The sequence below is a fragment of the Chryseobacterium endophyticum genome, assembly GCF_056333165.1.
In genome coordinates this window covers 250,487-273,722 of the sequence record NZ_JBWGXE010000005.1, presented here as the reverse complement: position 1 = coordinate 273,722, position 23,236 = coordinate 250,487, and the positions used below count along the sequence as shown (strand labels likewise).

21 protein-coding genes and 3 tRNA genes are annotated in these 23,236 nt (G+C 37.9%); 4 read left to right on the top strand and 20 right to left on the bottom strand.

Translation table 11 applies throughout. The annotated features are described in order from the left end of the window. Positions 1–78 precede the first annotated feature (78 nt). Both AC0N32_RS13605 and AC0N32_RS13600 read right to left on the bottom strand, forming a co-directional pair. Entirely contained in the window at positions 79–1,158 is a 1,080-nt protein-coding gene (locus AC0N32_RS13605) for an efflux RND transporter periplasmic adaptor subunit (RefSeq protein ID WP_476394394.1), read from the bottom strand. Between the two features lie 124 nt (positions 1,159–1,282). Then, positions 1,283–1,675 (bottom strand): hypothetical protein, encoded by a 393-nt coding sequence (locus AC0N32_RS13600; RefSeq protein ID WP_476394393.1) that lies wholly within the window; start codon positions 1,673–1,675, stop codon positions 1,283–1,285. Positions 1,676–2,119: 444 nt separating this feature from the next. Between AC0N32_RS13600 and AC0N32_RS13595 the strand changes: the two genes are divergently transcribed. After that, positions 2,120–2,518 (top strand): hypothetical protein, encoded by a 399-nt coding sequence (locus tag AC0N32_RS13595; protein WP_476394392.1) that lies wholly within the window; start codon positions 2,120–2,122, stop codon positions 2,516–2,518. Between the two features lie 74 nt (positions 2,519–2,592). Here AC0N32_RS13595 and AC0N32_RS13590 read toward each other — a convergent pair whose 3' ends face one another. The 9 genes from AC0N32_RS13590 to AC0N32_RS13550 all read right to left on the bottom strand — a co-directional run bounded on the left by AC0N32_RS13590 (position 2,593) and on the right by AC0N32_RS13550 (position 13,142). Further along, positions 2,593–2,865 carry a SemiSWEET transporter gene (locus AC0N32_RS13590; protein ID WP_476394391.1) on the bottom strand — a complete coding sequence of 91 codons (273 nt, stop codon included), beginning with the start codon at positions 2,863–2,865 and terminating at the stop codon, positions 2,593–2,595. Positions 2,866–2,922: 57 nt separating this feature from the next. Continuing rightward, a complete protein-coding gene (locus AC0N32_RS13585) occupies positions 2,923–3,963 on the bottom strand; it encodes an NAD(P)/FAD-dependent oxidoreductase (protein WP_476394390.1) in 1,041 nt (346 codons plus the stop codon). Positions 3,964–4,019: 56 nt separating this feature from the next. Beyond that, positions 4,020–4,958, bottom strand: coding sequence for a type IX secretion system ring subunit PorN/GldN (gene porN, locus AC0N32_RS13580; protein ID WP_476394389.1), 939 nt, complete (start codon positions 4,956–4,958; stop codon positions 4,020–4,022). Between the two features lie 8 nt (positions 4,959–4,966). After that, positions 4,967–6,559: a type IX secretion system motor protein PorM/GldM gene (gene porM, locus AC0N32_RS13575; protein WP_476394388.1), complete on the bottom strand. Its 1,593-nt coding sequence runs from the start codon at positions 6,557–6,559 to the stop codon at positions 4,967–4,969. Between the two features lie 52 nt (positions 6,560–6,611). Next, positions 6,612–7,304 (bottom strand): type IX secretion system motor protein PorL/GldL, encoded by a 693-nt coding sequence (porL, locus tag AC0N32_RS13570; protein WP_476394387.1) that lies wholly within the window; start codon positions 7,302–7,304, stop codon positions 6,612–6,614. Positions 7,305–7,362: 58 nt separating this feature from the next. After that, positions 7,363–8,781, bottom strand: coding sequence for a T9SS ring complex lipoprotein PorK/GldK (gene porK, locus AC0N32_RS13565; protein WP_476394386.1), 1,419 nt, complete (start codon positions 8,779–8,781; stop codon positions 7,363–7,365). Between the two features lie 108 nt (positions 8,782–8,889). Continuing rightward, entirely contained in the window at positions 8,890–10,743 is a 1,854-nt protein-coding gene (gene glmS / locus AC0N32_RS13560) for a glutamine--fructose-6-phosphate transaminase (isomerizing) (RefSeq protein ID WP_476394385.1), read from the bottom strand. Between the two features lie 39 nt (positions 10,744–10,782). Further along, positions 10,783–12,357: a DUF4270 family protein gene (locus tag AC0N32_RS13555; RefSeq protein WP_476394384.1), complete on the bottom strand. Its 1,575-nt coding sequence runs from the start codon at positions 12,355–12,357 to the stop codon at positions 10,783–10,785. 14 nt (positions 12,358–12,371) lie between these two features. Further along, entirely contained in the window at positions 12,372–13,142 is a 771-nt protein-coding gene (locus tag AC0N32_RS13550; RefSeq protein WP_476394383.1) for a glycogen/starch synthase, read from the bottom strand. Positions 13,143–13,323: 181 nt separating this feature from the next. Here AC0N32_RS13550 and panC point away from each other — a divergent pair, with 181 nt between their 5' ends. Next, positions 13,324–14,172: a pantoate--beta-alanine ligase gene (gene panC / locus AC0N32_RS13545; RefSeq protein WP_476394382.1), complete on the top strand. Its 849-nt coding sequence runs from the start codon at positions 13,324–13,326 to the stop codon at positions 14,170–14,172. Positions 14,173–14,330: 158 nt separating this feature from the next. Here the strand turns inward: panC and AC0N32_RS13540 are convergent. The 3 genes from AC0N32_RS13540 to AC0N32_RS13530 form a co-directional block, all read right to left on the bottom strand. Next, a tRNA-Lys gene (locus AC0N32_RS13540) sits at positions 14,331–14,403 on the bottom strand. 73 nt (positions 14,404–14,476) lie between these two features. Next, positions 14,477–14,559: transfer RNA gene (locus tag AC0N32_RS13535), tRNA-Leu, on the bottom strand. A 35-nt stretch (positions 14,560–14,594) separates the two neighbouring features. Further along, positions 14,595–14,667, bottom strand: a tRNA-Lys gene (locus AC0N32_RS13530). Between the two features lie 115 nt (positions 14,668–14,782). Here AC0N32_RS13530 and AC0N32_RS13525 point away from each other — a divergent pair. After that, positions 14,783–15,298, top strand: coding sequence for a shikimate kinase (locus AC0N32_RS13525; protein WP_476394381.1), 516 nt, complete (start codon positions 14,783–14,785; stop codon positions 15,296–15,298). Positions 15,299–15,310: 12 nt separating this feature from the next. Here AC0N32_RS13525 and AC0N32_RS13520 read toward each other — a convergent pair whose 3' ends face one another. Beyond that, complete coding sequence (locus AC0N32_RS13520; protein WP_476394380.1) at positions 15,311–15,748, bottom strand: RNA-binding S4 domain-containing protein; 438 nt, start codon at positions 15,746–15,748, stop codon at positions 15,311–15,313. A 54-nt stretch (positions 15,749–15,802) separates the two neighbouring features. On the opposite strand from AC0N32_RS13520, the gene AC0N32_RS13515 reads away from it, so the two are divergent. Continuing rightward, complete coding sequence (locus AC0N32_RS13515) at positions 15,803–16,564, top strand: hypothetical protein (RefSeq protein WP_476394379.1); 762 nt, start codon at positions 15,803–15,805, stop codon at positions 16,562–16,564. Between the two features lie 37 nt (positions 16,565–16,601). On the opposite strand, the gene AC0N32_RS13510 is transcribed toward AC0N32_RS13515, so the two are convergent. The 5 genes from AC0N32_RS13510 to AC0N32_RS13490 all read right to left on the bottom strand — a co-directional run bounded on the left by AC0N32_RS13510 (position 16,602) and on the right by AC0N32_RS13490 (position 23,107). Next, positions 16,602–18,119 carry an FMN-binding glutamate synthase family protein gene (locus tag AC0N32_RS13510; RefSeq protein WP_476394378.1) on the bottom strand — a complete coding sequence of 506 codons (1,518 nt, stop codon included), beginning with the start codon at positions 18,117–18,119 and terminating at the stop codon, positions 16,602–16,604. Positions 18,120–18,172: 53 nt separating this feature from the next. Further along, complete coding sequence (mtaB, locus tag AC0N32_RS13505; protein ID WP_476394377.1) at positions 18,173–19,519, bottom strand: tRNA (N(6)-L-threonylcarbamoyladenosine(37)-C(2))-methylthiotransferase MtaB; 1,347 nt, start codon at positions 19,517–19,519, stop codon at positions 18,173–18,175. Positions 19,520–19,585: 66 nt separating this feature from the next. Further along, entirely contained in the window at positions 19,586–20,227 is a 642-nt protein-coding gene (locus AC0N32_RS13500) for a hypothetical protein (RefSeq protein WP_476394376.1), read from the bottom strand. 7 nt (positions 20,228–20,234) lie between these two features. After that, positions 20,235–20,750, bottom strand: coding sequence for a DUF1572 domain-containing protein (locus AC0N32_RS13495; protein ID WP_476394375.1), 516 nt, complete (start codon positions 20,748–20,750; stop codon positions 20,235–20,237). Between the two features lie 263 nt (positions 20,751–21,013). Continuing rightward, positions 21,014–23,107, bottom strand: coding sequence for a gliding motility-associated C-terminal domain-containing protein (locus AC0N32_RS13490; RefSeq protein ID WP_476394374.1), 2,094 nt, complete (start codon positions 23,105–23,107; stop codon positions 21,014–21,016). Positions 23,108–23,236 lie beyond the last annotated feature (129 nt).

Here is a 23,236-nt window from a genome sequence, read left to right as displayed (position 1 = left end):
TAAATTATTAATGATGAATGATGAATGATGACCTGAACATTTGATATGATCAGCTGTCACTTATCAGTTATCGTATTTTTATTCTGCTTTTAATTTCAATGATTGAAGAACTTTTTTCGGATCCTGGAATTTCGTCTGAACTTTCTGGTCATCTTTGACTTTCTGTACCCCTTCCAGCAGAATTTTATCCCCAGAAGCCAGTCCTGACCCTACCACATAAACATCCGGAAGCTCATAAGCCACTTTGATGTTTCTGGATTTGGCCACACCGTTTTTATCTACGACAAAAACATACTTCTGGTCCTGAATTTCGTAGGTTGCTTTTTGAGGAATAATTAAGGCATTTTTCATCGGTAAAGTCATTCTTACTTTTCCGGTTTCGCCGTTTCTCAACAATTTGTCAGGATTAGGGAATTTTGCCCTGAAAGCGATATTCCCTGTCTCACTGTCGAATTCTCCTTCAATGGTCTGAACTTCGCCCTTCTGAGGAAAAACATCACCGTTTGCCATCACGAGATCCACCATTTTGCTTCCCCTTGATGCGATATTTCTCTGATAATTCAGGTATTCAGGTTCTGAGACATTGAAATACGTGTAAATATCGTTGTTATCCGAAAGCGATGTCAACAGGTCTCCTTCATCAACCAGACTTCCCAGTTTTAACGGAATTCTGTCGATAATTCCTGAAAACGGTGCTTTAATGTCTGTAAAAGACAAGTGAATCTGAGCCAGTTTTGCTTCAGCGTTTGCGGCATCCAGCTTTGCTTTAGCCATGGCTCTTTCGTTTTTTGAAACGATGTTGTTACTGGCCAATGTACTGGCATTTTTCAATTCAATCGTAGCCTGGGCAACTTCGGCCTGGGCTTTCAGCAATTCTGCCTGGTAGAGTTTGGGCATAATCCTGAACAATGTCTGTCCCTGATGTACGAACTGACCTTCATCCACAAAGATTTTTTCGAGAAAACCTTTTTCCTGTGCACGAACTTCGATGTTCTTTACAGATCTGATCTGGGCTACATATTCCTTGTCAATCACCGTGTCCATGACAACTGGCGACGTTACCGGATAAACTGCAGCTTCTTCTTTTTCTTCTTTTTTCTTGTTACAGCTGAACAATAAAAGACTGCTTAGCGCAATGCTTGCGACAACTCTTTTCATAATTTTAGAGTTTATATAAATCGTTAATGTTTTAATAGGAAAATGGTAAAAGGGATAAGTACGATGTAATGATTACCGGCATTACAACGCAGAAAAAGCCCGCCAAAACGGACTGGAAACTAAATTAAATTCTGATTGAACGAATAAGAATGAATCTTTTACTATTGAAAAGTTTGGATAAAAAGCCGTGAACCGTAGGCTTTAATTTTTTGTAACTTTCAAGACCATACACATAGATTAGCGTAAAAACACAGGCTAATTCTGCGAAGGACTGTAAGGTATCCGAAAATTGGAAATCTTCCTCATACAGTTCCAGGGAGTATGCATCACTTACATCATCAGAGCTTTGCTGTATAGAAAGCTTTTCATAGGTCTGATTGAGCCGGTTGGCTCTTTTAGGGAGTTTTTGAGAAGAATGAGAGACAAAATTACTATTGAGCGTTCTGACATTAATCTTACTTTCTACTACGAATAGCAGAAAAAGAGCCGTCAAAAAATACACTATATAGTTTCTCATGATTTTCAAGGCACAAATGTATGGTATTACCCTGAGTAATTGACCGAATTTTATAACAACAAGACGTATTGTTAACAATATTTAACACTCCTTTAAAAGAGCTGAATTAAACGTTATCCTATTTTTCAAGGATCGTTAACCACTTATTATTAAACCATTTGCGAATAATTTTTAGCACAAAACTCTGTTATGGCATTCATTTTGCTTAAAATTCAAACATTATAAAACAAGTTAAAATGTTAAAAATTCATAATTTCATTAACATTTAAAAAGGTCAGTTTTTACATTAAATCATATAATATTGACAATGTCGTACGTTTTATAAACTTTTTAAAATTAATTATTTTTAATATTTTATAAATTATTAACACAATATTTTCAATTTTATTGTACATTTATAAATATTAAATACCTTATAAATGAAATACGCCAAAATCACAACCTATGAAAAACTTACTTCAGATTATTACCATTTTAATGACCTTCGCGTCAATTTCCTGCAGCCATCAGATTAAAGAAGAAGAGGTACAGCATGAGATTCCTGTACAGAAAGAAACTGTCAGCAATGATAAAATTGTTAAAGATGTATTCACTGATGATTTCGGAGATCAGCTTGAAGTAGCCGTCAATGAAACACAAAATACAGCTATCATACACCTTGACGGAAAAACCTATGAACTGAAAAAAAGCCATGAGCTTCCGGAATATACTGCAGCCGATGCCGACTATCAATATTCCGATGTGAGAGGAGAAGTGACCTTTATGAGAAAAGGCTACAATATGGTTTTATTTCATCACAAGAAAAATAAGGGGTCTTCCGGCGCCGGGATGGCTTCCAATTAATTCAGAAAATAGACTCACCAATATAAACGAAACACTTCTGCTCCTGGCAGAAGTGTTTTCTATATGATAACCTCTCATTTTTGTTCTTTATTCTTCTTTTTATAAATCATGCAACAGATCAGTAATATAATGTTGACTGCAACTGCAAAAGCATTGGAAAGGATGATAGGCAGTTCATTTTTCAAAAACCCATACCATACCCAAAGCGAAAGCCCGGAAATAAGCACCAGAATCATCACCCAGGAAAGATCCTCCGCATTTTTTTCCTTCAATACTTTCACCAGTTGCGGAATCATTGATACAGATGTAAGAATCCCTGCGATAATTCCTAAAATATTTTCGTCCATAAATTATCTATTTCATTCAAGATAAGAAATTTATGCAGACCAATGCAATGATTTGAATTATTTAATCGTAAATCTTTCCAGAGAAACTTCTTCCGGTAAAGGGATTTCGTTTTCTATATAATCAAATAAGCTCTTTGAAAAATAGCATCCGTTAAGAATCCCTCTCGCGCCAAGGCCGTTAAAAACGTATAGATCGTTGTAAACCGGATGTTGACCGATAATAGGACGGCGGTCTTTTACGGTAGGCCTGAATCCGAAGTTTACCTCTTCTACGCTGAATTCATAAGGATAAAATTCTTTCAGTCCGTTTTTCAGTTGTTCTACAGCAGATTGATCAATCTCATTATGAAGTTGTTCTCTGTCATAGGTCCCCCCGTAAAAGTATGTCGTTTCCGTTAAAGGAAAAAGAAAATGTTTCTTTTTAATTGTTATATTTCCCGGAATCGGTTTTGAAAGGTTTACTTTAATATGATGTCCTTTATTTGCATTAACTGGAATTTCCGAAAAAAAAGGATTTTGCTTCACTCCCATTCCTTCACAAAACAGGATATTAGAATATCTGAAATTCCGGTAAACATTATCAGAATAATTCAAATCGGAATAACTGAATTTTTCAGAAACGACACCATCAGTCTTTCGTAAAAAATCAAATATACCTGTGAAAAATCCACTCACATCAAGTCTGGCAGACTGATTCACCTTTCCGGCTTGAAAATCGTTTTTTACCACCTCTAAAGGATCAAAATTTTTATCTAAAAAATTTTTAAGCTCATCATTCTGTGACTTTTTAAGCCAGAGTTCCTTTTCTTTTTCATCATGAAAAATTCTGTGAATGGGTGCATTGATGAGATAATTTTGCCCTGTATAATTTTCTATCTCTATTAAAGTCTGCTTTAAAAAATCGATCTGCTCCTGAGCTTTCCAAAACGTGGTGAATTTTTTAAGGACAACAGGGTTTATGATGCCTGCGGATATCTGGGAAGCACTTTTTTTCTTCTCCGAAAACAATACGAATGATTTATTATTCCTGATTAGCTGATGCGCAAAAAAAAGTGCGGCATATCCGTCTCCAACAATGATGTAATCTACATTTTTCATAATAAAAAAAACCTGAGTAAAAGTACTCAGGTTTTCTATAATTATCAAGTGAAATTTTAATAATTCCACATATCGTTTTCCATTTGCAGGATCTGCGATTTGATTCTGTCGCTTTCCTCCATCTGATCATCAGCATCTCTTGGGATATAATCTTTGATTACTCCATCTCCGAGACCTGTAGAAGATTTGAAGATCACAGAAGAGAATCTTCTTGCGTTGATCAAATCGTCAAAAGAAAGATCTGCAGAAGTATTTTTTCTGTTGTATACATAGTTGTTAGCTAAGATATCCCTTGCATTCGGATAGTATACCCAGAAAAGATCAATAAGATCATTAGCTCCTTCAATAGGCTGCCCGTCAGGACCAACTCTACCTATCAATTTTGGATCAGGACCCATTGCAGCTATCCCTAATGGTCTATATTTCAACTGACCATCTCTTTTGTCAATAAACCACATTCCGAATACTTTTAAAACTTTAACTTTTTCAGTAGTTGTTTCATAAACATCGGTAAGCTCCTTTTTTTCTTGTTCAGTCAATTGACGACCACTGTTTAAGATATTAATGGCTTCGTCATCAACTCTCACATCAACAAGTCTAGTTTTAATTTGTTCAGGAGTAAGTCTCTGCACGAAATTCTCGTCGTCATAAACTTCTGTAATATCCCCATTTAAGGCACCATCCAATAAAAGTTTATATAAAGATTTTGTCTCTGTAGATAATAATCCGTCAGGATTGTTATAATAGAAAGGCTGATTGATTTTATCGTTCATATCAATAACCTCCCAAACAAACATACTTTTCAGGATATCCTTTTCTTCGACATAGCCATATTCAAGAGGCTTTACCTTTTTGTCGATAACGGTATCTCCTACTTTCATTTTGTTCTCAGCTCTCATTTTTCTGAATTCCTCAGGAGAAGAAGCATTCAGGATAGTCTGGGAAAATACAAATCCCGAAACCAATACTAAAAAACTGCTAATATATTTTTTCATAATTGTAATTATTGAACATTAATTAATACAGGTGAAATATTTGGAACAATAGTGTTTCCTAATCCGGTAGCTGTAGCTTTGATATCAAATATATAAACTCCATCACCAGGTCTTAAATTTCTGAACATTCCTGCAGCCGCTTGTAAAGAATTACCTTGGACCTGCATTGATGCTCTACCTGGTACCCTTACCATAAATGAAGTTACATTAAACGATACAGGGAAATCAAAGTCAGGGATTACAGCCTGAAGCTGTTGATTTTCAACAGAAGAAGCTGGTAACGTTAACAAATTCTTTCCTCTGATCTGGCCTTGTGGAGGTGGTACATTTTTAATTCTGTATTCAAATACCTGAGAAATTGATTTTCCGTACGGATCAGTTCCAGATAAAGTAAGTTTCACAACACTTCCTGCACCTGGTTTAACATTCCATTTACCAGGACCTGTACTTTTCACAACAGCTCCAGGAGCCGATAAAGAAAGCTTCGCATTGTCTGCTCCAAGAATTGACCCGGAAACAGGATTATCGAGATTTCTATACATTACATTCATTTTATCCGCTGAAAGCAATAAACCTTTTTGAAGTTTTACTTCCTGAGGACCTGCAATGACATTATAAGTATGCGTGAAAGGGAAGTTTTGTGCCTTACCTGTTGCATCTGTCAATGTAATATTTCCGCTTAAAGTATGTTCACCGATTCCGCTTGTATTTAAAGTAGCATAACCTTTACCGTTTTCCTGTCTTCCTACCCCCGTCATGTTGATTTTATTACTGTTAGAGTAATTTCCTAACATTACGACAGCTTCTGCAGGCTTACCAGCAACGACATCTACAGGTGCAGATACAATTGCTTCATAGCTTGTAAATTTAATGCTTGCATCTACTTTCTCCTGTAATAACAATGCTAATGCATCAGACTGTACGTTTCGGGCATCATTCTGAATAATCTCAAGATTAGACAATGCCGCGATAAGTGGCTGATGATAGAATTTATTCTGAAGCCAGGTTTTATTATTAGGAGACTGTCCTTTTGGATATTCGGCTATTAATGATTTATTGGCTCTGTCGATCAAATCCTTTAGCTGGGAGTTACCTCCGAAAGTCTTGTTGATAAAGTTCCTTACATCATCAATTTTAGCTTTTAACTCCATGGCTCCTTTAGAAGCTGTATTTTCATCTCCGTCTTTAAAGAAGTAAGATGTAGTTGCTTCATTGTTATTCAACGCAGAGAAGTTTTCGCTTACATCAATTAATTTTCCTGTTTTAGGATCTTTTTCTACGAATTCAGATTCTTTTTTAAGTTTATTTTTGATATCGTCAGCATGTGAAACCAAAGCATTAATTTTCTGCTTCAATTGCTGATACTGCTGCCAAGGCTGAGCATAGGTATCAGGTACCTGCTGGGCTTTAGCTTCAAGGGTTTTCTCAAAAATATCTTCGTTCTTTCTTTCCGTTAATAATCGAGTTTCCTTTAAGGCTACCGTAGAGTCGTAGTACGATCTTATGATTTCCGCATCAATGTTTAGAGCCATCATCGCGATGAACACCAAATACATGAGGTTGATCATCTTCTGACGAGGTGTCTGTTTTCCTTGTGCCATTCTTTCTTTTTGTTTTAGATTAAGTAGTTAAATTTTAGAAATGGTTAAGGAATTAAGACTTCATAGCAGTCAACATACCACCATAAACTCTGTTTAAGTTATTTAAATTAGATGTTAAACCTTGTAATTCTTGATTGAATTTTTCTGAATGTTCAACAGATTTCTGCATATCTTCCACATATTTCTTAGCAAAATCAGACTGTTTTTGTCCGTTTTCCAATTGCATTGCATAAAGGGCATTCATGCTTTCCATGTGTTGAGCTGCTCTGTTTAACTGCTCGTTATATTTATGAGTAGAGGCAGATACATCTACTGTCTGGTTGATCTGGTCAACAGAACTTGAGAATTTATCGATACCTGTTCTTAATCTTTCGAATAACTGAACATCCAATTTGGCATCCTGAAGCATTTTATCCAATTTTCCTGAAAGAGAGTTTTCAAGTTCAGCAAAATGGTCTACTGTATTTCTTGTTGTTACATTAGAATGTAAAGGATTAGGATTTGCATGTTTGTCTAACAATTCCGGATATACGTTTTCCCAAGCATAAGATTCTTCAGTTTTTGGCGGGTCGAAGGCGAAGATAATGAAAATGATCGCTTCCGTAATAAGTCCTACTGTAAGAGCAACGTTACCAGTGATCGGTCCAATGTTAATGTGAGTAATTTTAAGCCAAGCTCCAAGAATTACAATTGCGGCACCGAATGAATAGAAGAAATTCATCCAAGCATCTTTAGTCTTAAACATATAAGTTAGTTTTTTTTAATGTTAAATAAAAAATATTGAAAAATAAGGGTTTGATGAATTATCTGTTAACTTTTCTTGGCTTAACAGCAGCTTCAGGAATGTCCTGTACAGTTCTGAATCCGATATAGCTTCTTGCTGAATCTTTTCTTTCCCAGTCTCTGGCACCAGTCATCAGCATATATCCTACATCTTTCCACGAACCACCTCTCACTGATTTTTTACTATCAGCCAAGTCTTTAGTAGATGGATTTAAAGTAGATGAGAATCCGTATGAAGAGTTATCGTAAGAAGATAATGTCCACTCAGAAACGTTTCCAGCCATATCATACAATCCATACCCATTTTTCTTAAATTTCTTTACCGGAGCAGTATATGTGTAAGTACCTTTTTTATTGTCTTCCATGTAATCACCTCTCTTAGGTTTGAAGTTGGCAAGGTAGCAACCTCTGTCGTCCATTAGGTAAGGACCACCCCAAGGATAAGTGGCATTTTCCATTCCGCCTCTTGCAGCAAATTCCCATTCGATTTCCGTTGGAAGTCTGAACTGCAATGGTCTTTGTTTTTTTCTTTTTAAACTTTCGTTATAATCAGATTTCAATTTCGATCTGAAGTTACAATAAGCTCTGGCCTGATCCCAAGTCACCCCTACTACAGGATAATCTTTGTAAGCTTTATGCCAGAAATATTGTTCAAATAAAGGCTCATTATAAGCAAAGTGGAAATCTTTAACCCAAACCGTGGTATCGGGATAAATAGCAATACTCTCACTTCTAAGGTAGTTTACCCCTCTTTCTTTTTCAGCAAGAGCGACATCCATATCTCCCCATCGGTAAGTGTATTTAAGTTTACTAACATCAAGGATTCTTTCATTACCAATTCTTGAAGAAGCAGGTAAATACATTGACTCAAGAACTTCTGCATATTCTACGTCCGGATACTTGGTCGTATTCCAATGCAATGGAACTTTCCAGTCAATTTTTTTGGTAGGATCAAAAGAGCTTTCATCTCCTCCTCCCTGTGCTTCTAAATATTCCTGATATGGTGTTAAGTTTTCTTCTTTTTGAGCAAGGTATGCGTAATCTCCTATGCTTGTTCCTCTTCCTTTACCTTCACCACCTTCTCCGGCAGCTTCAGCAAGCAGGGTTCTTGCAATAGAATCTCTTACATAATTGATAAATACTCTGTACTCAGCATTGGTAGTTTCCGCTTCGTCCATAAAGAAGGAAGAAACAGTAACGGTTTTAGCCTGAGCTTTTTCAGGACTGTCTGTAAAATCCTGATCAGTAAGCCCCGCAACAAACGATCCTGCAGGAATTGCAACCATGCCGTATGGTCTTTCTGCAACAAATGATTTTGTTTTTTCTCTTGGTATCAACTCTCCTTTTGTTCCTGGTTTCCCTACAGAAGAAGTACCACCACCTGAACAAGATACCGACGCTACTGACGCAGACAATAATAAAAGAAATATCCTTTTCATGTTAATTTTTATAATTAAGCCGTAAATATATAATTTTTTTAAGAAACTTTTAAGATTTTTTTTGAAATAACGAAAGAAATCTAAATTTATTTTATTTACAAGTATTTTTTATTCCACAGTTACAGATTTTGCAAGGTTTCTCGGCTGATCAACATTAGCACCTCTGTATACTGCGATATAATATGCCAGTAGCTGTAGCGGCACTGATGCTACGATCGGAGAGAAACATTCTGAGGTTTCCGGAATTTCAATAACATAATCTGCCATTTCACTTACCTGCGTATCTCCTCTGTTTACAACAGCTATTACTTTTCCTTTTCTGGCTTTGATTTCCTGAACATTACTTACAATCTTATCATAGTGTCCTTTCTTCGGCGCGATGATTACGATGGGCATGTTTTCATCGATAAGAGCAATCGGACCATGCTTCATTTCAGCTGCAGGATATCCTTCTGCATGGATGTATGAAATTTCTTTAAGTTTTAAAGCACCTTCCAAAGCTGCCGGATAGTTATACCCTCTTCCCAGGTATAAGAAGTTCGTTGCCTGTATGAAGTCTTTGGCAATCTCTTGTACCAGCTCATGGGTGGAATTTAATACATCTTCGATTTTTTTAGGAATAGCCTCCAATTCGGCGATCAAGCTCATGAAATCTGCATTTCCTAAATTTCCGTTATGCTTACCTAATTTAAATGCAATTAAAGTTAGGATGGTAAGCTGTGCAGTAAAAGCTTTCGTTGACGCCACCCCTATTTCAGGACCTGCATGTGTATATGATCCCGCATCGGTAATTCTCGCAATGGATGAATCTACAACGTTACAGATACCGTAAATAAATGCTCCCTTTTCTTTAGCCAGCTTCAAAGCGGCCATTGTGTCAGCCGTTTCTCCGGACTGCGAAATTGCAATCACAACATCTTTATCCGTAACGATCGGATTTCTGTATCTGAACTCAGAAGCATATTCTACTTCCACAGGAATTCTTGCATATTCTTCGATCAGGTATTCACCGATAAGTCCGGCATGCCATGATGTTCCACATGCAATAATGATAATCCTGTTCGCATTTTTGAATTTTTCGATGTAGTCCCAGATTCCGGCCATTTTAATAACCCCTTCATCTACCAATAATCTTCCTCTCATCGTATCGTGAACAGACTTCGGTTGTTCAAAAATTTCTTTAAGCATGAAATGCTCATATCCACTTTTTTCGATCTGCTCTAAGCTTAACTTAAGCTTCTGGATTTCAGGTACGATTTTGGAGTTTTCGGTTATGGTTCTGATATCGACTCCGTTTTCGAGTGAAATCGTTGCCATATGTCCTTCTTCCAGATAAATTGCTTCTTTTGTGAATTCTACGAAAGGAGAAGCATCGGAAGCGATAAAGTATTCTTTATCCCCAATTCCTATGGCCAGAGGAGATCCTAACCTTCCTACGACCAATACGCCAGGATATTCTTCGTGCATTACTGTAATAGCATACGCTCCGTATACTTCGTTTAAAGCATATCGTACTGCAGTAGGAAAATCAGTCTCGGCATTAAGATCCATAAAATACTGGATAAGATTCACCAATACTTCGGTATCCGTTTCAGATTTAAAAGTAAATCCTTTCTCCGTAAGCATCGTTTTAATCGTATCATAATTTTCAATAATACCATTGTGGATGATCGCCAGCTTACCATTATTAGATAAGTGGGGATGAGAATTTCTGTCGCTTGGAACTCCGTGGGTTGCCCAACGGGTATGTCCCATACCAATTTTGGCTTTGCCTTTCAGCTGACTGGAAATATTGACAAGATCTTCTACTTTGCCTTTTGTTTTTTCAACTTCCAGTTTGTTGTTCCCATCTTCAAGAACAATCCCGGCACTGTCGTACCCTCTGTATTCTAGTCTTCTAAGACCATTAATTACTATTTCATAGGCATCCTGAAAGCCTGTATATCCAACGATTCCGCACATAATTATATCAAGTGTTAAGTGTTTTGAGTGTTTTAAGTTTTATTTAGTCCCGTAGGTGACAATAAGTTGAACCCTGTTAGGGTTGTTGATATTTGAAGCATCACCAATGAAAACCGCTCTGGTGGTGTTATAAGGGGTAGTTGTAAATTTGTATCCCGCCAGACTCGTTCCGTCTGCGCTATTTTGGAAGCTGCCCAAATCTATTTTAAAATATTTAGTTTCTGTTTTATCAGTTTCCAACTTACTGCCTGGCTCAATCAGTTCTTTTATTGATTGGGTCACTGAAAAATCATAATAGGTCTTATCCGCGCCATTATCGTAAGCTTTAAAGATTGTAAATCCAGGAATTCCTGCAAGTTTTATCAAATCATTTGTAAAGCTTGCTCTCACCTTTGTAGGGCCTGAAGTGCTTGGATCTACATACTTACGCAGTAAAGTAAATTCAGAAGGTTTTGGATAATTCGTGTTATACCAGTCAGGATCAATGTACAATCTTATTTTAGCACTGATGATACCTGCCTTTTTATTCTGATACAAATCTGTAAGAGAATTAATGGTTGATTCCGGAATTTTAATCCCTATGGAAGGACCTCCCATCCCTTGAGCGTAAAGACGAGTACTACCAGCAAGTTTACTTTTAAACGAGTTATCTCTTTGATATTGGTATTGACCGATATGCGCATTTCCTGAACCTAAAGAAAAGGCGTAAGAAGTTTGTGTTCTTGTAGTTGTGTTATTTTCCGTTTTATCATATTTATAATACATGATCATCTCCATATCATTAGGAGAAAACTGGAATAAATACCCATCAGATTCATCTACAGAAATCCTTAGGCCTCTGAAATACCTCGTAAAATTTGAAGCATCCGAAAGTTCAGGCTGATCTTTTTTAGCAATAATTTTATCCTGGAAAAACTGCTTATCCAATGGAATTCTGATCCCTGGTGTTGAAGCGGTGAATAGAGCTGTTCCTCCGTCATCTTTTGTAATAGCTATAGAACTTACATATCCGTTAAATACTTTTGAACCGAGGACAGTCTGATTAATATCATAAATCTCATTGGACTTCACGGTATCGGAAGCAGCTTTCAAGAATGTATATACTTCATTTACTTTTAGCGTTAAATTTCTTTTAGCTTTGCCAAATTTCAATGCAGGATAAGTATTTACTACTTTCTTGGCATTTACGGCACCGTCCGCGGCGGTCGTATATGTAAAATTATCATCAACCGTATTGGTAGTCACCGAATCGCTGGCGAATCTCGGTTTTAAGACCAAAACGACAGAATCCACCACGGCATTCGTTCCGAAATCGGGATCGTAGGTTGATAATTTTACCTGCGTTAAGTAAGACGCTTTCTGCATTCCGAACTGGCTTTCGTTGAAAGCACCCAGTACGCCGTATGTAAGTTTAGCGGCATCGGTTCGGATGGTATCGTTATTATCAATATTAAAAGCAGTAACCTCATAGGCTTTTTCTGTACCCTGCGCTTCGCCGTTCAGAAATAACTGTTCTCCCAGGCTATCCGGATCCGGCTCACAGTTATGAAGCAATATACCTCCCAAAATCATCAGGCAAACTGCTGTGATTGTCTTTTTAATAGTATGAATCATTAAAAATGTGTTTTTTAATAAAGTTGATTAATAGAATCTACGTCAAGATATTCCGATTTCGGAGTGGATGTTTCGTTAAAAGCCTTATCAAGGTCTTCATCCAGGAATTCATCGCCCTTTACGACCATATCCACATAGTCCATACTTTCTATAACGAAAGTTTTTACACTTGGGTTATTTAACGCTTTTAATTCCGAAATATTATCAAATTTCAGTTTCTCATCAATATTTGAAGCTAAAGCTGCATCCTTTTCATTATATAGAGAAAGGACGATTTTAGCATCTTTAAAATAGGTATCTGATTCGTAGTACGTTTTAAGATAAATAGGAACGAAAGAAGACATCCATCCGTTCAGATGAATGACATCGGGAACCCAGTTCAGCTTCTTGATGGTTTCAATGACACCTCTGGCAAAGAAAATAGCTCTTTCATCATTGTCATCAAAAGGATTTCCTTCATCATCAAAATAATATTGTTTTCTTTTGAAATATTCTTCATTATCAATAAAGTAGACCTGAAGTCTTTCCCCCGGAAGAGACGCTACTTTAATGATGAGAGGCTGATCAAGATCATTAATAATGATATTCATTCCCGACAGGCGGATCACTTCATGAAGCTGGAATTTCCTTTCACTTATTTGTCCAAATCTTGGCATAAAAACTCTTACATCATTGCCTTCATTGTGCATCTTAAGTGCCATTTTGTTTACCACTGCAGCCATATTTGTATCTTCCTGATATGGATACATCTCTGTAGTAATGTACAGTATTTTTTGATTCGGCATAAACTTCTATCTAATTTTTGTAAAAATGCTTTAATGCGCAAAATTACGAAAAAACATTCAACATTAGTTTAATTAACATTTTTTTACGATAAACGGCTGCCTCAAAATGCTAAAACAACCTTTAATCATATCATTACTCTATGATATTTTTAGTATTTTTGAATTACTATTAATATAAACTATGGAAGTTTTAAAAAGCAGGAAAATTCTTCAGGATTTCATTGAAAGACAGAAAGAAATGGGCAAAAAGATAGGTTTCGCCCCTACTATGGGAGCGCTGCATAATGGCCATTTATCGCTTTACAAAAAGGCAAAAGAAGAAAACGATTTAGTCGTATCATCAATTTTTGTTAATCCTACTCAATTCAATAATCCTGAAGATCTTGAAAAATACCCCCGGGACATCAACAGAGATCTTTTAATTCTTGAAAAATCCGGATTGGTAGATGCGGTTTATATCCCGGAAGTCGCTGACATATATCCTGAGAAAACAGAAAGTAAGCATTATGACTTTGACGGTCTTGAGAATGAAATGGAAGGAAAATCCCGGCCCGGGCATTTTGACGGAGTGGGAACAGTGGTAGAAGAACTTTTTATTCAGGTAAAGCCCGACAACGCTTATTTCGGTGAAAAAGATTTTCAGCAGCTGGCTATTATCCGGAAAATGGTTGAAAAGAAAAAACTTCCGGTAAAAATAAAAGGGGTACCGATCTACAGAGCAGAAAACGGATTGGCATTAAGCTCAAGAAACCAAAGACTTGATGAAGACAGGCGCGAAGCTTCAAAAATCATTTATGAAACATTAAAAAAGGTAAATGAATGGTTCCGCGTTCTCACGATTTCCGAAATCAAGCAAAGGGTACAGGATATCTTTGACCATCAAAGAGGAATGCAGCTTGAATATTTCTTAATTGCCGATGAAGAATCGTTGAAGGAAACTGATTTTTTCTATAAAGACAGAAATTTCAGGGCATTTATTGTCGTGGTTGTAGACGGAATAAGACTTATTGACAATATGCATTTGGATTAAATCTTTTTTGATCCTTTATAAAATACAGAAATGCGTTGCTTTGGTGACGCATATTTTTTGACCGGACCATAAAAAATCAAAGGCTTCTTGAGAGAAGCCTTTGAAACACCAAATCACAAAATATTAATATGAAAAAAATTTACTTTTCAGTAAACTTGTGACCCGGCTGGGATTCGAACCCAGGACCCATACATTAAAAGTGTATTGCTCTACCAGCTGAGCTACCGAGTCGGCCACAATTAATAATGATAAATATAAATAAAATTTTTATTCTCACTATTAACTATTTCAATTTTCTGCATTGTGCCTGCGACTGGACTCGAACCAGCACATCCTTAGGAAACCACCCCCTCAAGATGGCGTGTCTACCAATTTCACCACGCAGGCGTAAAAATTACAAAATCCAGTAATCTTTTTGCTTGTGACCCGGCTGGGATTCGAACCCAGGACCCATACATTAAAAGTGTATTGCTCTACCAGCTGAGCTACCGAGTCGGCCACATTATTATCAAGTTTTCATTTGAGTAATGTCCCTTGTTTTAAGTGGTGCAAAGATATAGCTTTTTTTTATTTCTCAAAACTTTTTTGCAAATTTGTTTAAAAAAAATTCATGATAATTTCACTGGTCGGATACATGGGAAGTGGCAAATCTCACATTTCCAAAATATTAAGCGAAAAACTCAATTTCAAGCTTATTGACCTCGATAAAGAGATCTCTAAGCGAAATAAATTAACCATTCCCGAAATATTCGAAAAAAAGGGAGAAATTCACTTTAGAAAGCTTGAACGGGAGACACTCGAAGAAATTCTGGCTTCCGAAGAAAATGTAATATTAAGCCTGGGCGGAGGCACTCCGGCTTATTACAATAATATGGAGATCATCAATAGTAATTCGAAAAGCATTTTTTTGAGAGCTTCGGTGGGAACTTTATCCGGAAGACTTTCAAAACAGAAAGAAAAGCGCCCTCTGATTGCCAATATCGCCGATGATGATCTGCCGGAATTCATCGCAAAACATCTTTTCGAGAGAAATGTGTTCTACAGTAAGGCACAGTTTCATGTTATTACTGACAACAGAGAGCCTGAAGAAATCGTTACTGAAATAATAGGAAAGCTCTATCATTAGAGCTTTATCTTTTTAATCTTCTTCGGAAGCATCGTCACCTTTTTCTCCAAAAAAATCGTCCCAGTCGGTAAAGTCTGAAGCAATATCGTTATCGACATACTCGTCCATCTCCCTTCTGTCTTTTTTCGTAGGTCGCCCCTCTCCTTTGATCCTGTAATAATCCTGAGACATTTTACGCATTTTCAGAAGTTCATACTGTTCTTTATCGGTAACATCTTTGATATGGAGCGGAACCAGTTTTGCGCCTATCCTGCTTTTAGGGATCTGGATCACCTTGATTTTATAGTCAATCTGATTTTTACGGATCTTAATCACATCGCCCTCTTTTACCTCTTTAGAAGACTTCACCACCGAATCCCCGATAGAAACCCTGTTTTTTTTAATTTCCTCAGTAGCAATGGTTCTGGTCTTATAAAAACGAATGCTCCATAAAAATTTATCTATTCTCATAATTTTTTATACTTTTGCCGTTATATTATTTGTAAAGTAATCAAAGTTTTTGAAATGAAAAAAATATTTTTATATATCCTTGCGGGATCACTGTGTTTTTCTGCTTGTAAAAGGGATGATGACACTGACACTTTTGTAGAGCCTGAAGACATCGCAGTAAGAAACTCATACGATGATCAGGCGATCCAGAAATTCCTGAATGACAATTACCTGGACAGCCAAGGAAATATAAAAGCCTTCAGTTCGACAGACACTTCTGATGACAATCAAAAGAAACTTTCTGAGCTCAACCCTGTAACATTGCCTTCGGGGGTTGTCTACATCATAAGAAACGGTGCTCAGCCTTCGCCGGGAGTAACCCTGGAAACCAATCCTACCGCAACCAATGCTACCCAGATCAGAACCATGATGAGAGCCTACTACTATCTGGCAACAAACACTGACGGAATCGTTGCTCTCGGTAGCCCTGGTAGTCTTTTAAATACCATTGACGGTTCAACATCTCCTATGACCGATCCGTTATTTTATTATGCAAAAAAAGCTGTCTTAGACAATCCTAATAATTCTGATGCAGCTAAACAAAGAAGCTATTATGAAATTGAAGGACTTCAGGAAGGTTTAAAATACTTCAAAGGATTTGCTGACAAAACAGATGAATCAGCCTATAATCTGCAAGGTGTGATTTTAGTGCCATCAAGAGCCGCCTTTGCCAGAGATGCCCATTATAACTACACCGGATATTCTCTTCAGAACAATTGTTTTGTATTTAATTTTGAAATCTACAAGGCTAATGTAAGGCCGGTCAGTGATCAATAAATAAAAAAACGCTTCGAAATGAAGCGTTTTTTTATGCCTAAAAACCAGATGTACTTTTTACATTTCCTAAAATATCCGGAAAATAAAGATCCGAAAGATGATCGAATTCATCACCTCTCATGAACATGCTGGCATCTACCTCTTCATAAGTACTTCTTCCTGCCGCCGCAATAAGCTCATTACAAGTGTGAAGCGTATTCTTATGAAAGTGATAAACCCGCTCGGCTTTATCGGTAACATTCAAACCTTTAATAAGCATCTTATCCTGAGTCGCAACACCGGTCGGACAATTATTTGAATTACACCGTAATGCCTGAATACACCCTAACGAGAACATAAATCCCCTGGCATTATTACACATATCTGCTCCCATGGCAACAGCTCTCAGAATATCCAGACTCGTCAAAACTTTTCCGCTGGCAATTACACGCAGTTTATTACGTAAGTTATAATTTTTTAAAGTCTTGTTGACAAAAATCAATGCCGGCTCCAGTGGCATTCCCACGCCGTCTGAAAACTCAGGAGGTGCTGCTCCGGTTCCGCCTTCTGCCCCATCGATGGTTATAAAATCGGGATAAATTTTAAGCACATTCATCTGGACACAGATATCTTCGAATTCTTTTGTATCTCCAATACACAGTTTAAAGCCAACAGGCTTACCTCCTGAAAGTTCCCTCAACTGCTGTACAAATCTTAACAATCCCGGAGCATCGGAAAATGCCGAATGGGAAGGTGGTGATACAATGGTTAGCCCAGGGGTTACATGACGGATTTTTGCGATCTCAGGCGTATTTTTAACGCCCGGCAAGACACCCCCGTGCCCTGGTTTTGCGCCTTGGGAAAGTTTAATTTCAATCATCTTCACATTCGGAAGATTGGAATATTTTGTAAAAAGTTCAGGATTGAATTTCCCTTCATCATCCCTACAGCCAAAATAGCCCGTTCCGATCTGCCAGCAAAGATCGCCTCCTTCGAGATGATAGGGCGAAATCCCTCCTTCTCCTGTATTATGGTAGAAATTTCCCTTTTTTGCACCTCTGTTGAGAGAAATCTGGGCCCTGTCACTCAACGAACCGAAACTCATGGCAGAAATATTAAATAAAGAAGCATGATATGGCTGGCTGCATTGCTCGCCGCCCACCCAGACTCTGGGAAGTTCTTCCGACGGAGATTTGGCATAAATAGAATGCTTGATCCCTTCATATTTCCGGTGGTTAACTTCCAGCTGAGTACCGAAAGCAACTGTATCACTTAAATTTTTAGCCCTTCTGTATACTGCCGACCGCTGATTTCTGGGAAATGGCTTGCCGTCTGTTTCTCTTTCGATAAAATACTGCTGCATTTCCGGTGAGATATTCTCAAAAAAATACCTGAAATAGCCCAATACAGGAAAATTTCTAAGAATGGCATGTTTGGTCTGATAGGTATTATACACTCCCAATGCGTAAATTGCGGTAAGGAGAATAGGGATCCAGTAATGCGCCCTGATCAGTAAAGCCACAACCCATGTCACAATTACCAATACAATACCCCAAGATAAAAACTTATCTCTCATGAATGTAAAATTTAAAGTTAAATACTAAATGTAGTGGAAATTTAGCAGAAAGCCTAAGCTTTGGCTAAAAAACTTTCGTAAGAAGACTGCACAGAAACCGTGCCATCTGACAGTATTTTTTCTAAGTTCAGAAATTCAATCTGATTGACAGAGGCGGCATCAAAATCTTTTTGTACCCTCACATAATTCTCCGTAAAACCGAACATTTTCCCTTCTTTGTTTTCATGCTCCCAGAGTACCGGAAGTGTTTTCCCGATCTGAGTCTGGTAAAATGCCATCTTTTTCTTTTCGGAAAGAATTCTGAGCATTTTATTGCGTTTTTTTCTTTCATGGACAGGAACAATACTTTCCATCGCAGCGGCCTCCGTATTTTCTCTTTCGGAATAAGTGAAAACGTGCAGATAAGTAATCGGAAGCTCGTTCAGAAAATTATACGTTTCCATAAACAGTTCTTCCGTTTCGCCCGGAAAGCCAACAATGACATCCACACCGATAGCCGCATCAGGCATTACTTCGCGGATTTTATTTACTCTGTCTTTGTATAATTTTGTGAGATAACGACGCTTCATTTTTTTCAGAAGCTCATCGCTTCCGGATTGTAACGGGATGTGAAAATGCGGAACAAAGCTTCTGCTCCTGGAAACCAGTTCTATACTTTCATCTTTCAGAAGGTTCGGCTCGATCGAGGATATACGGATCCTCTCGATTCCTTCAACTTTATCAAGTTCGGAAATTAAATCTAAAAACGTATGCTCGTGTCTTTTGTTTCCGAATTCTCCTTTTCCATAATCACCGATATTCACTCCGGTCAGAACAATTTCTTTAATATCTTTCTGAGAAATTTCCCTGGCATTTTTAAGGACATTCTCAATGGTATCGGAACGTGAAATTCCTCTTGCCAAAGGAATCGTGCAATAGGTACATTTGTAATCGCAGCCATCCTGCACCTTCAGAAAAGCTCTCGTACGGTCACCGATCGAATAGCTTCCTATGAAGAAATCCGTTTCTTCGATCTCACAGGAATGAACGATGCCTTCGCTTTCGGATTTTTCCAGATCATCGAGGTAACTCAGAATATTGAATTTCTCCTTCGCGCCCAAGACGAGATCAACACCTTCGATCTGAGAAATTTCTTCCGGCTTCAATTGGGCGTAGCATCCGACAATCACGACGAGCCCATCAGGATTAGCTTTCATGGCTCTTTTCACATGAAGCTTACATTCGCGATCGGCATTTTCCGTCACAGAACACGTATTGATTACATAGATATTTGCTTTTTCATCAAAGCTGACCTTTTCATATCCTGCATCTGTTAATTGTCGGGCAATGGTAGATGTTTCTGCAAAATTTAATTTGCAGCCTAAGGTATGAAATGCGGCAGTTCTGTGAAATTGAGACATTTATTGATCGTAAATTTTGTGGGTGCAAAGATAATCAATTTAATATAAACGGTAAATTGATTGAGTCTATTGTTTAAATTCATCCCGAACCTCAGGACTGTTCTGATAGCAGACAGGTGAGGAATTTCGGATTTCAAAATCATCTTTTTTCTGCAAATCACGAATACATAATTCCCTGATATCCCAGATTTCGTCTAAACGATATGGAATATGCTCTGTGACAATCCATTCTTCAAGGAAGTTTTTATGAAACAAAATTTTCTCTTCGGTGATTTGGTCATATTCTATTTCCTTTTCAATGAACAATTTGGTTTTAAAATCATGATAATCGGAGTCAGAGCGTGTAAAATCATAATACTTTTCCTCAATTTTAAGATAACTATGAGCTTCGGGAATGTATTTGAGATTAAACCTTTGCAGTGTCTCTTTAATCTTGCCGGCGTACACTGCATCCATCTTAAAGATACCCAGCATCAATTTTATTTCCGCATGGCCATGTTCAAGGGCAAGCTTCCTCAGTACTGCATGTTTTGTACTGCAGGTACCGCCGACATCATTAAATACACACAGAATGTCATATTTATCGGTATTCCGTTTGTAAGGCAGCAGGGAAACATATTGACAGGCAGTACCAAAATCTGCGATATTTTTGTTTAAAAATTCTTCCGAAACAATCCCTTTATCCTTTTGTATTTTGAAATTGTTCATCGCAAAGCTATCTGAAAATATTTTTCATTTCTACATTAAAATCCTCCGATTTATTCCTTGCAATGGAAAGCGTTTTCCAATCATCATTTTTAATCATTTTAGCAATATAAATGATCTGTCCTACATGATAAGGATAATGGGCGAGCTGGCGCAACACCGCATCCAAGACGGTATGTGCTTCATTTCTGATGTAAATAACGGAATATAAATTCTCTTCATTGATCTGATCCAGCGCCTGGAAAAGACATTTCCAGCCGGATTCCCAGTATTCGAGAACCTCATCTTTGGTAGAAAAGGAACTGACAAACTCTTCATCGCGGTTACGCCATGGTTTTTCTCCATCTTCCGTTAAAAAATCAGTCCATCTTGACAGCATATTTCCAGCAATATGTTTCACAATAATAGCGATCGAGTTGCTTTCTTCATTAAACTGCCAGAAAAGCTGTTCTTCCGAAAGCTGTGAAAAAGACTTGTCACCTAAGATTTTGTAATATTCAAAACGCTTGATAAATAGATCTTTCATGTCTGAAAATTTTAAATCTAATGTAAGAAAATAATCGCTGAAAATATTTAAATTAAATTGATATCAAAAGAATTACACTCAACCATAGTATCATGCATCAAAAAACCTTCTGAAGCAGAGAATAATTCTTTTTACCAAACAAAAATCTTCCTTAAATAAGCTGAAGCTCATTCCTATTTATGTTAAGATCTTCTTTACCCAGACGATGATAAATCCCAACATCTCCCATAAAAAAACTGCCACTTTCGCGGCAGTTATATGTATCAGTCTCTGTTTTTCACCATGACCCAGCCTGAATATTTGATGGCTGTGTTTTTCTTATCATTTTCATTCCAGGTTATGGAATACCAGTAGGTACCGGTAGGAACTTTTTTACCATCCATGGTTCCATTCCACTTATAACCTCTGAGTTTATCGGCCTGGAAGACCTTATTTCCGTATCTGTCAAAAATATTAAAGACGAGATTCTGTTTGTTGGCCAGTGCAGAATAATCAATAACATCATTCACGCCATCACCGTTCGGAGTGATGACATTCACCAGGTTCGGAACAACGATGGTGATTGTAATCGGCTCACAGTCGTAAGCATCTTTCAGGAAAATACGATGATCACCCCGCGGAATATTTGTAAATACATTAGAGTCCTGCCAGCTAATACCATCGGTAGAATACTGGTAAGGGCCATTCCCCCCTGTAGCATTGATTGTTACAGTCGTATTTGCGATATCAACGGACGAGATGACCGGTTGTTCGGAAGCATATACTGTCACCTTTTGTAAGGTAATACAAGTTCCGGTTTTTAGCTTCACCCAATATTCACCAACGCCAACATTAGACAGGGTTTGTGTGGTTGCCCCTGTATTCCACTCGTAGGACACAAAACCCGGCCCGGCATCAAGTGTGGTTTTATCTTCCATACAAATGGTCTTATCTTTAAGAACATCCGAGTATACCGGCGGAATGACGAACAGACTGACTTTAGCGATGGCGTAGCAGCCATTGGCATTCGTTACTTTTATAAAGACCGCTCCATTGGACGAAATATGATTGTTCGCATTCTGGATGATGTTGGTATTATTCTCTGCATCGGTGAGAGAAGGATAATAGCTTTTCGTTCCCGTCTGGGTGGTCACCGGTGCCGTGGTAAGATTGAATAAAGCTGTTGAAGGGTTTGATTCAATAAAGCATGATCTTAAAGTGGCTTCGGTAACAACCACCGGAGGATAGAATTTCAGGGTGATCTGCGCAGTTGCCACACAACCGTATTGAGAAGTAATTTTCACATACACCACTCCCTCAGCAGAAACAAATGTATCAGCATTGGTAATTGGGTTGATCCCTGCATTAAGATCACTCATAGTATGGTAATACTGCTTTACAGCACTAGGATCTGAAAATACTGCCGCTGCGGTAAGATTGAAAGTTGCGGTTCCTGCATTATTATTGTTGCACCCGTAAATCATAACATTATTACCTGTGATGGTTCCCTGTTTAAATTTGAACGCACCGACCTGCCTGCAGGAATTTATCGGATTGTTAGGGTCTGCGGGATCCTGGTAATGAATACTGTAATAATAGGTTGCCGTCGTACTCACGGTCTGTGGAGTCAATATAGGACTGGCACCTGAAAGCGCATTATTCTGTGTCGTATGATAGCTGATCTGAAAATTGGCGTTTCCGTTCAGAATACCGGCTGAGAGCGTACTGAAATCAAACACGGCAGGATTCTGACAGATAATAATCTCTCTCGGATCTGCCGGATTGGCTGCCGGAACACCCGGAGATGTAAACGGCTGTGTCTGAATATTAGGATTGGTAAACGGAGAAGCAAGGGTCGCCGTTCCGCCCCAGGTAAGGGAAAACGGAGCCGTAATCGGATTGAAAACATCAACCCAGTTGTCTATATACAAATAATAGGTTTGTCCCGGCAAAACATCAAGATACCTGCAGTAAGGCGTGGTAGAGCCACCTGCCGCACTGGTAATGGTACTGGTCATATTAAGGCCGGTAGAGGCACCGACCCCTATTACAGTGGCAGCATTACACCGGATGGGAGCACCCAGGCTTCCGCACGTTGCATTGGGGCCATATACCGCCCAGTCGTAATCGGCATCCTGATCGCTTGGTACCAGATTGAATGTGAGCGTACCGCCGGTTGCAATGGTAATTTTGTACCATATCGAATTGTGTTCACCGCTTACAAGGCACCCTCCTAAATTTTCATTGGTATTACCTATTCCCGAAGGTGAATAAGTAATGTCTGAATTTCCGCATACTGAGAGTGCTGTGGCGCAGTCTGCCTGGGAATAAAGGGTTCGCGAAAGTAAAATTAAAAACAGGAGTAAATATTTCTTCATGCTTTTCAATTTGGTTATGATTAGTAATGACTTAGAGTATTTCAAATATAACCATTTCACAGCAATTATCTGGAATTTATTTAAAATAATTCATTAAAAATGAAATAATAATCAGACATTCTCAATAAA